The organism is Streptomyces sp. 71268 (genome assembly GCF_029392895.1).
Classification (GTDB): domain Bacteria; phylum Actinomycetota; class Actinomycetes; order Streptomycetales; family Streptomycetaceae; genus Streptomyces.
The window spans coordinates 7,625,026-7,640,792 of sequence record NZ_CP114200.1 but is presented as its reverse complement, the minus strand read 5'-3'; the positions used below and the strand labels follow the sequence as shown (position 1 = coordinate 7,640,792).

2 protein-coding genes are annotated in these 15,767 nt (G+C 73.4%); both read left to right on the top strand.

Annotated features, from left to right (window positions below; all coding sequences use genetic code 11):
* Positions 1-5 precede the first annotated feature (5 nt).
* Positions 6-10,370, top strand: a complete 10,365-nt coding sequence (locus tag OYE22_RS30340) for a type I polyketide synthase (RefSeq protein WP_277323388.1) — start codon at positions 6-8, stop codon at positions 10,368-10,370.
* A gap of 43 nt (positions 10,371-10,413) precedes the next feature.
* Positions 10,414-15,765, top strand: a complete 5,352-nt coding sequence (locus OYE22_RS30335; protein WP_277323387.1) for a type I polyketide synthase — start codon at positions 10,414-10,416, stop codon at positions 15,763-15,765.
* The last annotated feature ends 2 nt before the right edge of the window (positions 15,766-15,767 follow it).

The following is a 15,767-nucleotide window of genomic DNA, read 5'->3' as shown; positions in this document are numbered from 1 at the left end:
TATCGATGACCGCATCGAGCGAAGAAGTCGTCAAGGCACTGCGGGCCTCCCTCAAGGAGGTCGAGTCCCTGCGACGGCGCAACCACGCGCTGACCACGGCGGCCTTCGAGCCGATCGCCATCGTCGGCATGGCCTGCCGCTACCCCGGAGACGTCAGCTCGCCGGAGGAGCTGTGGCAGTTGGTGGCCAGCGGGGGCGATGCCGTATCGGGCTTCCCCGAGGACCGTGGCTGGGACGTCGCCGGGCTCTACGACCCGGACCCGGACGCCGTCGGCAAGAGCTACACGCGCTCCGGTGGCTTCCTGAGCGGCGCCGCCGAGTTCGATCCGGAGTTCTTCGGGATCAGCCCGCGCGAGGCGACCGCCATGCACCCGCAGCAGCGCGTCCTGCTGGAGGTGGCGTGGGAGGCGCTCGAGCGGGCCGGCGTCGACCCCACAGCGGTACGGGGCAGCCGTACGGGGGTGTTCGCCGGTGTCATGCACCAGGACTACGCCGCCAGGCTGCACAAGACGCCGGACGACCTTGAGGGCTACCTGATGACGGGCAGCCTGGGCAGTGTGGTCTCGGGCCGCGTCGCGTACACCCTGGGGCTTGAGGGGCCCGCCGTCACGGTGGACACGGCGTGCTCGTCGTCGCTGGTCGCGCTGCACCTGGCGGGCCAGTCGCTGCGGGCGGGTGAGTGCTCCATGGCCCTCGTCGGTGGCGTCACGGTGATGACCACGCCGATCGGGTTCGTCGAGTTCAGCCGGCAGCGCGGGCTCTCCCCCGACGGCCGCTGCAAGGCGTTCGCCGCCTCGGCCGACGGCACCGGGTGGGGCGAGGGCGTCGGTGTGCTGGTGCTGGAACGCCTCTCCGATGCGCGGCGCAACAACCACCGGGTGCTCGCCGTACTGCGCGGCTCGGCCATCAACCAGGACGGCAGCAGCAGCGGTTTCTCGGCCCCCAACGGCCCGGCGCAGGAGCGCGCCATCACCCAGGCGTTGGCCGACGCGCGGCTGGGCCCGCACGAGGTGGACGCGGTCGAGGCGCACGGCACCGGCACCCGCCTCGGCGACCCGATCGAGGCCCAGGCGCTGCTCGCCACCTACGGGAAGGGACGGCCCGCCGACCAACCCCTGTGGTTGGGCTCGCTCAAGTCCAACGTCGGTCACACCCAGGCCGCCGCCGGCGTCGGCGGCGTCATCAAGATGGTCCAGGCCATGCGCCACGGCGTACTGCCCCGCACGCTGCACGTGGACGAGCCCACTCCCCACGTCGACTGGGAGGCCGGCACCGTACGGCTGCTCACCGAGCAACGGGAGTGGCCCGAGGCTGGCCGCCCGCGCCGGGCCGCGGTCTCCTCGTTCGGTATCAGCGGCACCAACGCCCACGTCATCCTGGAACAGGCCCCCGAGCAGGAGGTTGCCCCGGGGGACCGGGGGCCGGCCGTTGACACGGGTGTGGTGCCGGTCGTCGTCTCGGCTCGCGACCCCCGGGCGCTGCGTGCCCAGGCCGCGCGGCTCGCCGCGTACGTCGAAGACCACCCCGACGCCGACCCGTACGCCATCGCGCGCACGCTGCTCACGGCGCGGGCCACCCTCGAACACCGCGCCGTACTCCTGGCTCACGACCGGGGTCACCTGTTGGAGGCGCTGCACGCCCTCGCCAAGGGCGAGGAACACCCCAGCGTGATCACCGGCGACGCCGACCACGCCAGGCCCGTCTTCGTCTTCCCGGGGCAGGGCTCGCAGTGGGCGGGCATGGCCACCGACCTCCTGAACACCTCCGAGGTCTTCCGGCGGTCCGTAGCCGAGTGTGAGGACGCCCTGGCGCCGTACGTCGACTGGTCGTTGACGGACGTGCTGACCAACGGCCAACCCATCGAACGCGTGGACATTGTCCAACCAGCGTTGTTCGCCGTGATGGTCTCGCTGGCCCGGGTGTGGGAATCGCTGGGCGTCCAACCCGCCGCCGTTATCGGCCACTCACAGGGGGAGATTCCCGCGGCCGTCATCGCGGGCGCCTTGACGCTCGAAGACGGCGCCCGTGTCACCGCGCTCCGCAGCCAGGCCATCCACGCCACCCTCACCGGCCACGGCGCCATGGCCTCCCTCACCCTCACACCCGAAGCGACCCAACAGCTCCCCGGAGCCTGGGGGCGGGAACTCCACATCGCCGCGCACAACGGACCCCACACCACCGTCGTGGCCGGCGACGCCGTAGCGGTGGACAACCTCCTCGCACACTGCGAGGAACGGGACATCCACGCCCGGCGCGTCAACGTCGACTACGCCTCCCACACGCCACACGTCGAGGCCATCAGCGCCCGGCTCACCGACGTACTGGCCGAGGTGAAGCCCCGCAAGGGCCGCATCCCGTTCTACTCCACCACCACCGGCGAAGCCCTCGACACCACCCAGCTCACCGCCGACTACTGGTACACCAACCTCCGCCAACCCGTACTCCTCACCCACGCCACCACCACCGCACTGGCCAACGGACACACCACCTTCGTCGAGATCAGCCCTCACCCCATCCTCACCACCGCGCTCCACGACATCGCCGACGAGGTCGGCCAACCCGCCACCATCACCGCAACCCTCCGCCGCGACCACGGCACCTGGACCCAACTCCTCACCCACGCCGCCCGCCTCCATGCCCACAACACACCCGTCAACTGGGCCGCTCTCCTCCCCGCCGGCGGGCCGCAACTCGACCTCCCCACCTACCCCTTCCAACGCCAGCACCTGTGGATCTACGACGAGGCGGCCGGTGGCGGGGCGGGCGACCAGGCGTCGGGGGACGAGGCGGACGCGAGGTTCTGGGCGGCGGTGGCGGATGGGGACGTCGGCGCGCTGGCGGAGACGCTCCAGATCGAGGACGAGGACGGGCGCTCGTCGTTGTCCGCGCTGTTGCCGACACTGTCGGCATGGCACAGGCAGCACCGCGACCGCGACGCGGTCGACGGGTGGCGCTACCGGATCGCCTGGAAGCCGGTGGCGCGGGTGACACCCGCGCCGCTGGCCGGCACCTGGCTGGTGGCCCTCGCCGCCGGGCAGGGCATGGACCCGTGGGTGACGGAGGCGCTGCGCGTACTCGGTGGCCACGGTGCCCGGATCGTACCCGTGGAGCTGACCGAGGCGGACGCCGACCGAGACGCGCTCGCCGCCCGGTTGCGGGAGGTGCTCGCTGAGGCGCGAACCACGGAAGGTGAGACCGAGGCGGCGGGTGTGCTGTCGTTCGTGGGGCTGGACCCTCGTCCGCATCCACGGTTCGGCGCGCTGGCGACCGGGGTGGCCCTGACGCTGACCCTGGTCCAGGCCCTGAGCCAGCTCGGGGCGCGGGCGCCGCTGTGGAGCGTCACCCGGGGTGCGGTCTCTACGGGAGACTCGGATGCTCCGGCCGATCCGGCGCAGGCGCAGGTCTGGGGGCTCGGCCGGGTGGTGGCTCTGGAGCATCCGGCGTTGTGGGGCGGGCTGGTGGACCTGCCGGAGAGCCTGGACGCGCGGTCGGGCGCGTTGCTGCGGCAGGTGTTGTCCGGCGCGACGGGTGAGGACCAGGTGGCGGTGCGTTCCGCCGGGTTGCTCGCGCGGCGGATGGTGAGCGCGGCGGGTGGCGGGCGAGCGGCGCGCCGGTGGCGGCCTCGGGGCACGGTGCTGATCACGGGTGGGACCGGCAGCCTCGCGCCCCGGCTGACGGACTGGCTGGCCACCCAGGGGGCCGAGCACCTGGTGCTGGTCAGCCGCTCGGGGCCGGCCGCGCCCGGTGCCTCGGAGTGGGTGAGCGACCTCGAACGGCGGGGTGTGGGTGTGACCGTCGCGGCGTGCGACGTCGCCGACCGCGACGCGGTGGTGGCCCTGCTCGACACGCTGCGGGCGGAAGGGCACACCGTACGGACCGTTCTGCACGCCGCCGCTTTCATCGAACTGGCGCCGGTGGGTGAGACATCGCTGACCAGCATGGACGCGGTGCTGGCGGCCAAGGTCGCCGGTGCGGCGCACCTGGCGGAGTTGCTCGACCCGGGTGAGTTGGACGCGTTCGTCCTCTTCTCGTCCATCGCGGGGTTCTGGGGCAGTGGTGACCACGCGGCGTACGCGGCGGCGAACGCGGCCCTCGACGCGCTGGCGGAACAGGGACGGGCCCGTGGGGTGCCGATGACGTCGGTGGCCTGGGGTGTGTGGGAAGACGCCGTGCACACCTGGCAGAACCTCGACGGTGTGGACGTCCAGGAGACCCGGGCGCGGGTACGCCGTCAGGGGCTGCCGCTGATGCCCGCCGCGTTGGCTGTCGCCGCGCTCCAGCAGGCGCTCGACGAGGACGACACATGCGTGGCCGTGGCCGACATCGACTGGGAGCGCTTCGTCCCCCTGTTCACCTCGATGCGACCTAGTCGGCTGCTGGACGCGTTGCCGGCGGCTCGACGGCTGCTGGAACGGTCCGACACACACGACGCCGAGGAAGCCTCGGCCGGCACCGACGCCGCCGCGGAACTACGCGACCGGCTGACCACGCTGACCGCCACGGACCAGGAAGCGGCGCTGACCGAGCTGATCACCCGGCATGCCGTGGTGGTGCTCGGGCTGAGCACGGCCGAGTCCGCTCGGGCGGACCGGGCCTTCAAGGACGCCGGGTTCGACTCGCTGACCTCGCTCGCCCTGCGCAACCGGCTCGCCGAGGCGACGGGGCTTCGGCTGCCGGCGACCCTGGTCTTCGACTATCCGACGCCTCTCGTGCTGGCGAGCCACCTGCGCGAGTTGCTGGTGGCCGCTCCGCACGGGCCCGCGGCCGACCAGGGGGCGGCACCGGCGGCCACGGTGGCTGCCACGGACAACGCGGCCACGGACGATGATCCGATCGCCATCATCGCCATGGCCTGCCGCTTCCCCGGCGGTGTCGCCAGCCCCGACGACCTGTGGCGGCTGGTCAGGAGCGGTGGGGACGCCATCTCGGCGCCGCCGACCGACCGTGGCTGGGACCTGGCCGAGTCGTTCGGCATCGGCGGTGCCGACGATGACGACACGGGCCGTCGGCGTACCAAGGAAGGTGGCTTCCTGCGGGACGTCGCCGGGTTCGACGCGGCGTTCTTCGGCATCGGCCCGCGCGAGGCGCTGGCCATGGACCCGCAACAGCGGTTGGTGCTGGAAACCGCCTGGGAGGCGTTCGAGCGCGCGGGCATCGACCCGGCGACGCTACGCGGCAGCCGTACCGGGACGTACATCGGCGCGATGTCCCACGGGTACGGGACCCGGTCGGCCGACGCGCCGCCCGCCGTCCAGGACTACGTCATCACCGGCGGCGTCACCAGCGTCATCTCGGGCCGCCTGGCTTACACGTTCGGTCTTGAGGGCCCGGCGGTCACGGTGGACACGGCGTGCTCGTCGTCGCTGGTTTCCCTGCATCTGGCCAGCCAGGCGCTGCGTACGGGCGAGTGCACGATGGCGCTCGCGGGCGGTGTGGTGGTGATGCCCACGCCGGACGTCTTCACCGGGTTCGGCCGGATGGGGGCGCTGTCGGCGAGCGGGCGTTGCATGGCGTTCTCCGACGAGGCGGACGGCTTCGGCCTGTCCGAGGGCGCCGGCATGGTGGTGCTCGAACGGCTCTCGGATGCCCGGCGCAACGGGCACCAGGTGCTCGCCGTCATCCGGGGCTCGGCAACCAACCAGGACGGCGCCTCCAACGGGCTCGCCGCCCCCAACGGCCCCTCGCAACAGCGTGTCATCCGCGCGGCGCTGGCCGATGCGCGGCTGGCACCGAACGAGGTGGACGCGGTGGAGGCACACGGCACGGGCACCCGCCTCGGCGACCCGATCGAGGCCCAGGCCCTGCTCGCCACCTACGGCCAAAACCGCCCCGACGACCGGCCCCTGTGGCTGGGCTCGGTCAAGTCCAACATCGGCCACACCCAGGCCGCCGCCGGCGTCGCCGGAGTCATCAAGATGGTGCAAGCCATGCGCCACGGGGTGCTCCCCCGCACCCTTCACGTGTCCAAGCCCACCACTCACGTGGACTGGTCAGCCGGCGCGGTCGAGCTGCTGACCGAGGAACGCGCCTGGGTACGCGGTGAGGCCGGGCCCCGCCGGGCCGCCGTGTCCGCCTTCGGCATCAGCGGCACCAACGCCCACGTCGTCCTGGAAGAGGCCCCCGAGCCACAGGCCGCCCCGATTGACGAGAGCACGCCGGACGAGACGGGCGTCGTGCCGATCGTCCTCTCCGCCCGTGACTTCCATGCCCTACGTGCCCAGGCCGCGCAGCTCGCCGCGTATGTCGAAGCGCATCCGGAGGCCGACCCGTACGCCATCGCCCACACTCTCCTCACCGGCCGAGCCACCCTCGAACACCGCGCCGTCCTCCTCACCCACGACCGCGACCACCTCCGGGAGGCGCTCCAGGCCCTCGCCAACGGTGACGAACACCCCAGCGTGGTGACGGGCAACAGCAACCACACCAAGCCCGTCTTCGTCTTCCCCGGTCAGGGCTCGCAGTGGACGGGCATGGCCACCGACCTCCTGAACACCTCCGAGGTCTTCCGACAGTCGATAGCCGAGTGCGAGAACGCCCTCGCGCCGTACGTCGACTGGTCGTTGACAGACGTACTCACCAACGGCCAACCCATCGAACGCGTGGACATCGTCCAACCGGCGTTGTTCGCCGTGATGGTCTCCCTGGCCCGGGTGTGGGAATCGTTGGGCGTCCAGCCCACCGCCGTCATCGGCCACTCACAAGGCGAGATCCCCGCAGCCGTCATCGCGGGCGCCTTGACCCTTGAGGACGGCGCCCGCGTCACCGCGCTCCGCAGCCAAGCCATCCACACCACCCTCACCGGCCACGGCACCATGGCCTCCCTCACCCTCACACCCCAAGCAACCAAACAACTCCCCGGAGCCTGGGGGCGAGAACTCCACGTCGCCGCGCACAACGGACCCCACACCACGGTCGTGGCCGGCGACGCCATCGCGGTGGACAACCTCCTCGCACACTGCGACGAACACGGCATCCACGCCCGACGCATCAACGTCGACTACGCCTCCCACAGCCCCCACGTGGAATCCGTACGCGAGCAACTACTCAGCCAGCTGACAGACTTGAAGCCCACCGCCAGCGACATCCCCTTCTACTCCACCACCACCGGTCAGGCTCTCGACACCACGCAGCTCACCGCCGACTACTGGTACACCAACCTCCGCCAACCCGTACTCCTCACCCACGCCACCACCACCGCCCTGACCAACGGACACACCACCTTCATCGAGATCAGCCCTCACCCCATCCTCACCGCCCCACTCCACGACATCGCCGACCACACCAACCAACCCGCCACCATCGCCGCAACCCTCCGCCGCGACCACGGCACCTGGACCCAACTCCTCACCCACGCAGCCCACCTCCACACCCACAACACACCCATCAACTGGACCACCCACATCCCCAACCCAACCCACCACCACCTCGACCTCCCCACCTACCCCTTCCAACGCCAGCACTACTGGCTCACCACCCCCTCCACCACGCATCCCAACGCCCACACCGCCGACCACTCCTTCCTGCTCACCCGCACCACCCTCGCCACCAGCCAAGAAACCCTCTACACCGGCCACATCTCCACCCACACCCACCCCTGGCTCACCGACCACGCACTCTGGAACACCCCACTCCTCCCCGGCACCGCACTCCTCGAACTCGCCCTCCACACCGCACACCACACCGGACTCCACCACATCGAAGAACTCACCCTCCACACCCCACTCACCCTCACCCACCACCAACCCCACCAACTCCAAATCCACATCGGCACCCCCAACACCACCGGACAACACCCCCTCACCATCCACACCCGACCACAAGGCACAGATGACGGTGCATGGGTGCAACACGCGTCCGGGTCGTTGTCGGCGAACGCGGAGGCCGATGCGGGCGCAGAGGCGGAAGCGGCGTCGAGCTGGGAGGAAGCGGCGAGTTGGCCGCCGGAGGGAGCCGTGCCTGTGGAGGTCGAGGGGATCTATCCACGGCTGGCGGAGGGCGGGCTGGTCTACGGGCCCGCGTTCCAGGGGCTGCGGGCCGCTTGGCGGCGTGGCGCGGAGGTGTTCGCGGAGGTGCGCTTGCCCGAGCCGCAACACGCCGACGCCGATCGCTTCGACCTGCATCCCGCACTGCTGGACGCGGCCCTGCACGCGACGATGCTCGACGGTGTGGAGCGGGTCGTGCTGCCGTTCTCCTTCCGTGGGGTGACCCTGCACGCCACCGGCGCCACGGACCTGCGCGTACGGCTGACGCCGACCGGGCCCGACACGATGTCGCTCGCGGTGGCCGATGGGCGGGGAGCGCCGGTGGCCACGGTCGCCGCGCTGGCGGTACGACCGGTCGACCAGCGGCAGTTGGCCGTGTCGGGCCGGCCGGTGGCGGACTCGCTGTTCCAGGTGGCGTGGCACGCGGTGTCCGCCGACGCGCCGGGGGCGGGTCGGGTGGCGCGCTGTGCGGTGGTGGGTGTGGACGGGCTCGGGGTCGGCCCGGCGCTGCTGGCGGCCGGGTGCGCCGTGGAGGCCTACGCGTCGCTGGCGGATCTCGCCCGGGCCGTGGACGAGGGTAACGCTGGTGTGCCGCCGGTCGTGGTGGTCCCGTGGCCGCTGTCGCGTGACGCGGACCGGCATTCGGCCGACGCGGCCAGCGACGCGGTGGTGCGCATGCTCGGCCTGTTCCAGGAGTGGGTGCGCGATGAGAGGTTCGGGGACGCGCGCCTTGTCCTGGTGACGCGGGGGGCCGTGGCGGTGGCGCCCGCGGCGGAGGGTGGGCCGGCGGAGTCCGTGTCGGACCTGGCGGCGGCCTCCGTGTGGGGGATGGTGCGGTCCGCGCAGGCCGAACATCCGGACCGGTTCGCGCTGGTGGACCTGGACGCGGACGCCGGCTCGCAGCGGGTGTTGGCGGATGTGCTCGCCGGGGCCGAGCCGCAGTGCGCCGTGCGGGCGGGGCGGGTGTGGGTGCCACGGTTGGAGCGGAGTCGCCCGCCGGCCACGGCTGGTGCCCCGGCGTCGCGGTCGGAGGGGACGGTGGTGATCACGGGCGGTACCGGAGTCCTGGGCAGCCTCGTCGCTCGCCACCTCGTCACCCACCACGGCATACGCCACCTCCTCCTCCTCTCCCGCCGCGGACCCCACGCACCCAACGCCACCCAACTCCACCACCAACTCACCCAACTCGGCGCCACCCCCACCATCACCACCTGCGACACCAGCAACCCAGAACAACTCGCCACCGCACTCGCCACCATCCCACCCCAACACCCCCTCACCGGCATCATCCACACCGCCGGAACACTCCACGACGCCCTCCTCACCAACCTCACCCCCCAACACACCCACACCACCCTCCAACCCAAAACCCACACCGCCTGGCACCTCCACCAACTCACCCAACACACCCCCCTCGACTTCTTCATCCTCTTCTCGGCGGCCGGGGGCGTGCTCGGCAGCGCGGGCCAGGCCAACTACGCGGCGGCCAACGGCTATCTGGACGCGTTGGCGGACTTCCGCAGGGGGGCAGGGCTGCCGGCGGTGTCGATGGCGTGGGGGTTGTGGGAGGAGGTCAGTGAGATGACCGGTGGGCTGGGCGAGGAGGGCCTGGCGCGGCTGCGGCGAGCGGGTGTGCTGCCGTTGTCCTCGGCTGACGGGTTGGCGCTGTTCGACCTCGCGCTCGGGCAGGACCGGCCCCTGGTGCTCCCGGTCCGGCTCGACCTGGCCGCGCTGCGCGCCAGGCCCGGTGCGCGTCCCGCGCTGCTGCGGGGCCTGCTCGGCGCCGCGCCGTCCCGTACGGTCGCGAGCAGCGCGTCGACCGCGCCGGCCGGCACGGGAGACTCGGCGGAACCCGGTGCCACGCTGGCTCTCTCCGGGCTGCCGGCGGACGAACGTACGCACGTGTTGCGGGAGTTGGTCAGGACACAGGCCGCGTTGGTCCTGGGCTACGCGACGGCCGACGCCATCGAAGACGAGCGTGGCTTCCTCGACGCCGGCTATGACTCGTTGCGGGCGGTGGAGCTGCGGAACAGGTTGAGCGCGGCCACCGGCCTGCGGCTGCCTTCCACCCTGGTCTTCGACCACCCCACGCCGGCGGAGGTGGCGGGCCGCCTCGACGAGTTGCTCCGGGAACGTGAACGTCCGGACGCGCGAGCGTTGTTGGCCCGTCTCGACGGCGTGGCGGCGGACCTGTCAGCGGTGGCGGCGGACGACCCGGCACGCGGGCAGGTGGTGACGCGACTGCGCGCGTTGTTGGCGGGCGTGGTGGGCCCGGCCGACGGCGAAGGCGGGGCCGGAGGGGAGCGGCTCGCTGTCGAGGGTGACGAGTTCGCTGACGTGTCCCTGGACGAGCTGCTGGACATCGTCGACGACGAACTGCGCGGCTGACGTGAACGAACTGGACCACTCGCGGGGGGAGACACACACCGGCATGACGAGCGACGAGAAGGTTCTCGACACCCTCAAACGGCTGACCTCGGACCTGCGCCGGACCCGGCAGCGGCTGCGGGAGGTCGAGGAGGCCGGCGCCGAGCCGATCGCGATCGTGGGGATGGCCTGCCGCTTCCCCGGCGGGGTGACGTCACCCGAGGGGCTGTGGCGGGTGGTCACGGAGGGGCAGGACGTCATCTCCCCGTTCCCGACCGACCGAGGCTGGGACCCGGACCTGTACGACCCGGACCCGGCCCGGCGCGGCAGCGTCTCCGTACGCGAGGGTGGCTTCCTCCACGACGCCGCCGCCTTCGACCCGGCGTTCTTCGGGATGAGCGCCCGTGAGGCGCTGGCCACCGATCCGCAGCAGCGGCTGCTCCTGGAGACGTGCTGGGAGGCGGTCGAGCGGGCCGGCATCGACCCGGTGTCGTTGCGTGGCTCCGATACCGGGGTGTTCGCCGGTGTCATCTACCAGGACTACGCGGCCCGGCTGCGGCAGCCGCCGGGCGAGTTCGAGGGCTATCTCGGCAACGGCAGTACGGGCAGCGTGGCCTCCGGCCGGGTGGCGTACGCGCTGGGTCTGCGGGGGCCGGCGATCAGCCTCGACACGGCCTGTTCGTCGTCGCTGGTCGCCGTGCACCAGGCGGCGCGTGCGCTGCGTGCGGGTGACTGCGCGCTGGCCCTGGCGGGTGGGGTGACGGTGATGGCCTCGCCGATGGCGCTGGTCGAGTTCAGCCGGCAGCGGGGGCTGGCGGGCGACGCGCGTTGCAAGGCGTTCGCGGCCGGGGCCGACGGCACCGCTCTGGGCGAGGGGGTGGGCATGCTCCTGCTTGAGCGGCTGTCGGACGCGCGACGTGCCGGGCGTCGTGTCCTGGCGGTGGTCCGGGGCAGCGCCGTCAACCAGGACGGCGCGAGCAGCGGGCTCACCGCGCCGAGCGGGCCGGCGCAGCAGCGGGTGATCCGGCAGGCGCTGGCGGGGGCCGGCCTGGCCGCGTCGGACGTGGACGCCGTCGAGGCGCACGGCACGGGCACCACGCTCGGCGACCCGATCGAGGCCCAGGCCCTGCTTGCCACCTACGGCCAGGACCGACCGGCCGACCGGCCGCTGTGGCTGGGTTCGGTGAAGTCCAACATCGGCCACGCGCAGGCCGCCGCCGGGGTCGCCGGGCTGATCAAGATGGTGCTCGCGCTGCGGCACGGCGTCCTGCCCCGCACGCTGCACGTCGACGCGCCGAACCCGCATGTGGACTGGTCCGCCGGTGCCGTGCGGCTGCTGACCGAGCGGCGGACATGGCCGGAGATGGGTCGCCCGCGCCGCGCGGGGGTCTCCTCGTTCGGGGTCAGCGGCACCAACGCGCACGTGGTCCTGGAGCAATCCCCGGAGCCGCCCCGGGAGGACGCCGGTGCCGATGCCAGGGACCCGCTCGCGCCGCTGCCGGGCGGCGTGCCGTGGGTGGTCTCCGGGCGTGGCGCCGAGGCGCTGCGGGCCCAGGCCGACCGGCTGGCCGCGTACGTGGCGGAGCACCCCGAGCTGTCCACCGTCGAGGTGGGCGCGGCGTTGGCCCGTACCCGTTCGGTCTTCGACCACCGGGCCGTGGTGTGGGGCACCGACCGTGACGCGCTGCTGGCGGGGGTACGGGCGCTCGCGGCGGACCGGGACGCGCCGGGCGTGACGCGTGGGTGTGTGCGTACCGACGCGCGCGCCGTGTTCGTGCTAACCCCGCCGGAGCGGCTGGACTGGGCGGACCGGCTGGCTGACGCCTCGCCCGCGTTCGCCCGTCGCCTCGCCGAGTGCGACGAGGCGCTGAGTGGCTTCGCTGACTGGTCGGTACGGGATGTCCTGCGCCGCGCCCGACCCACGGCCGACGCGGGCCCTGGCCGGCCCGTGCCCACGGCGGATGGCGTGGCCGCCGACCGGGCGGCGCGGTGGGCGGTCGTGGTCGCGCTGGCCGGGCTGTGGGAGGAGTACGGCGTACGGCCCGCCGCGGTGATCGGGGTGGGGGCCGCCACGGTCGCCGGGGCGTGTGTGGCGGGTGCGCTGTCGCTGAAGGAGGGGGCCCGCGCGGTGACCTCGACGGTCGTGGCGCCGGTCGCTCCGGCCGGGGCGCGCGTGCCGTTCCACGCGGCGCCCGACGGCCCGGCCGCCGCCGTCCGGGAGGTGCTCGGGCGCGGCCAGACGCTGTTCGTGGAGGTGGGCGAGGGCGCCACGGCCGCCCCGGACATCGCGTCGGTCGCCGCCGTGGCCGGGCACGAGGTCCACGTGATCGCCTCGCCGGCCGGGGGCGTCAGTGGCGCCGACGGGCTGCCCGCCGCGCTGGCCGAATTGCACGCCCGCCACCTGACGGTGGACTGGTCGGCGGCGTTCCCGGTTGGGGCGCCGACGGTGGAGCTGCCCACCTACGCCTTCCGCCGCCGCCGCTACTGGCTGGACGACGGTCCGAAGGTGGCCGACGTGGCGGCGGCCGGGCTGGCCCCGGCCGGCCATCCGCTGCTCGACGCCACGGTGGAGCTGCCCGACGGCGGCGGGTGGTTGCATACCGGGCGGCTGTCCGCGCGCTCCCATCCGTGGCTCGCCGACCACCGCGTCCTGGGCCGGGTGCTGTTGCCCGGTACGGCGGTGGTCGAGCTGGCGTGCTGGGCGGGTGCGCGGGCCGGGTGTGGGCACGTCGCGGAGCTGACGCTGACCGCCCCGCTGGAGCTGCCCGGTCCGGACGCCGGCCCCGACGAGGGCAGCGCCCTGCGCCTGTGGGTGAGCGCTCCGGACGCCACGGGTCGCCGCGGGTTCGAGCTGTCCGCCCGCCCGGCGGCCGAGCCACACGGCCAGTGGACCAGGCACGCCATGGGCACGTTGGCCCCCGTCTCCGATGGCGTCGACGCTGCGGCCGAGCCGGCACACTGGCCACCGCGCGGGGCCGAGCCGGTGGCGCTTGACGGCTTCGCGGAGCGCTCGGCGCGGCTGGGCATCGGTGCCGGCCCGGCGTTCGACGGTTTGCGGGCCGTGTGGCGGCGGGGTGACGAGGTGTTCGCCGAGGCGTCCTCGCCGGCCGCCCTCCAGGCTCAGGCCGGGCAGTTCGGGGTGCACCCGGCGCTGCTGGACGCCGCGCTGCGGGCCGTGGTCGCCGCGTCGCCGGAGGGCGCATCGGAGTTGCTCGTCCCGTACGCCTGGCACGGTGTGACGGTGGCCGCCACCGGGGCGGAGACCCTGCGCGTGTCGATCACGCCCGAGGGCCCGCACGCCGTGCGGGTGACGGCCACCGACGCCGCCGGGGCACCGGTCCTGTCCGTCACACGCCTTGAGTCCCGACCGTTTCGGGTGCCGGTGCCCGCCGCGTCGGGTTCGCTGTCGCGCACGCACTGGGTGCCGGCCGACCGCACCGATCGCGGGCCCGGCCCGCTGGCGGTGCTCGGCGGCGCGGACGCGCTGCCGCTGGCCGTCGACGCGTCCTACCCCGACCTCGCGACGCTGGTCGCGGCGGTGGCCACGGGCGCGCCACCGCCCGGGGCCGTCCTGTGGCCGGTGCCCGTGCCGGGAGGTACGTCCGCGACGCCGCCGGAAGCGGTGCGCACCGCGACCGGTGAGCTGCTGGGCCTGGTACGGGCCTGGTTGGCCGAACCCCGGCTCGCCGACGCGCGGCTGGTCGCCGTCGTCACGGAGCCCACCGGGGCCGGGGAGCCGGGCCGCCGGCTGGTGGGCGCGGCCGTGCGGGGGCTGCTGCGCAGCGCCCGATCGGAGCACCCGCGCCGGTTCGGCCTGCTGAACCTGGCCGACGCGACCGCCACCGCACTGGCACCCGCGCTCGCGCTGCTGGACACCGAGCCGGAGGTGACCCTGCGCGACGGCCGACCGCTGGTGGCCCGGCTGACACCGGTGACTCCGGTGGCGGGTGCCGAGGCGGGCCATCCATCGGGCTCCGGGCACGGCACGGTCCTGGTCACGGGTGGCACCGGCACGCTTGGCGGGTTGGTCGCCCGACGGCTGGCGGAACAGGGCGCGCGGCGGCTGCTGCTGGTCAGCCGCAGCGGCGAGCGAGCGCCAGGAGCGCGCGAACTTGCCGCTGAGATCGGCGGGTTGGGCACGGAGGTCGCGTTCGCCGCGTGTGACGTGACCGACCGGCGGGCGCTGGCCGCCGTGGTGCGCTCGGTACCCGACGGGCGACCGCTGACGGGCGTGGTGCACGCGGCCGGAGTCGTCGACGACGGTCTGGTGGCGACGCTGACGCCGGAGCGGCTCGCGGCGGTGCTCCGGCCCAAGGTGGACGCCGCCTGGCACCTGCACGAGCTGACAGCCGACCTGGGCCTACGGGAGTTCGTCGTCTTCTCCTCCGCGTCCGGCGCCTTCGGCCCCGCGGGCCAGGCGGGTTACGCCTCGGCCAACGCCTGCCTGGACGCCCTGGCCCGACACCGTCACACCCTGGGCCTGCCCGCCCTGTCGCTCGCCTGGGGCCCGTGGGCCGAACGCAGCGCGCTGACCGGCGCGTTGACCGACCGCGAACGGGAGCGCATGGGCCGGGACGGGGTGCGGCCCCTGGCGACACCGGACGCGCTCGACCTCTTCGACGCGGCACGCGGGATGGCCGGAGAGCCGGTGCTTGTTCCGCTGCGACTTGACCCCGACCGGCTACGGGACCGCGCTCAACGCGGCAACGTCGCTCCGCTCCTGATCGGACTGGTCACCCCATTCGCCACTCCCCCGACCGTCGACCAGTCCACCCCCGAGACTGCCGCGCCTCCCACGACACCAACGCCCGCACCGGTTACGGCAGCGCCAGCGTCCCCGACCGGCGGCGGTGCGCACCCGGCCGAGCAGCGGCTACGGGCCATGCCGGAGCCGGAGCGGCTGCGGGTGCTCACCGAACTGGTGCTGACCCAGGCCGCGGTGGCGCTCGGCGAGGCACCGGAGGACGGCATCGACCCGGACCTCGGCTTCGTGGACCTGGGCTTCGACTCCCTCGCCAGCCTCGATCTCCAGGCCGCGCTGCACGAGGAGATCGGGGTCGAGCTGCCCAGCACGTTGATCTTCGACTATCCCAACGCCACCGCGCTGGCCGGCCACCTCTGCGCCGAGCTGAGCGGGCGGCAGGGCACCGAGGTGGCTCCGGCACTGGCCGAGTTGGACCGTCTGGAGGCATTCCTCACTCCCTTCGCCGCCGACGACCAGGCGCGGGGTTCGATCGCCCACCGGCTGCGCGACCTGCTGTCCCGCTGGGCGGACGAGCCACAGGACGCCCCGGACAAGTCCGACCTCGCGGTGGCGAGCGACGACGAACTCTTCGCCGCGCTCGACCAGTTGCGCGGCCCGGAGCGCGGCACTCCCCCGAACCCGAACTCGAACTCGAACCCGAACCGGCTTTAGGA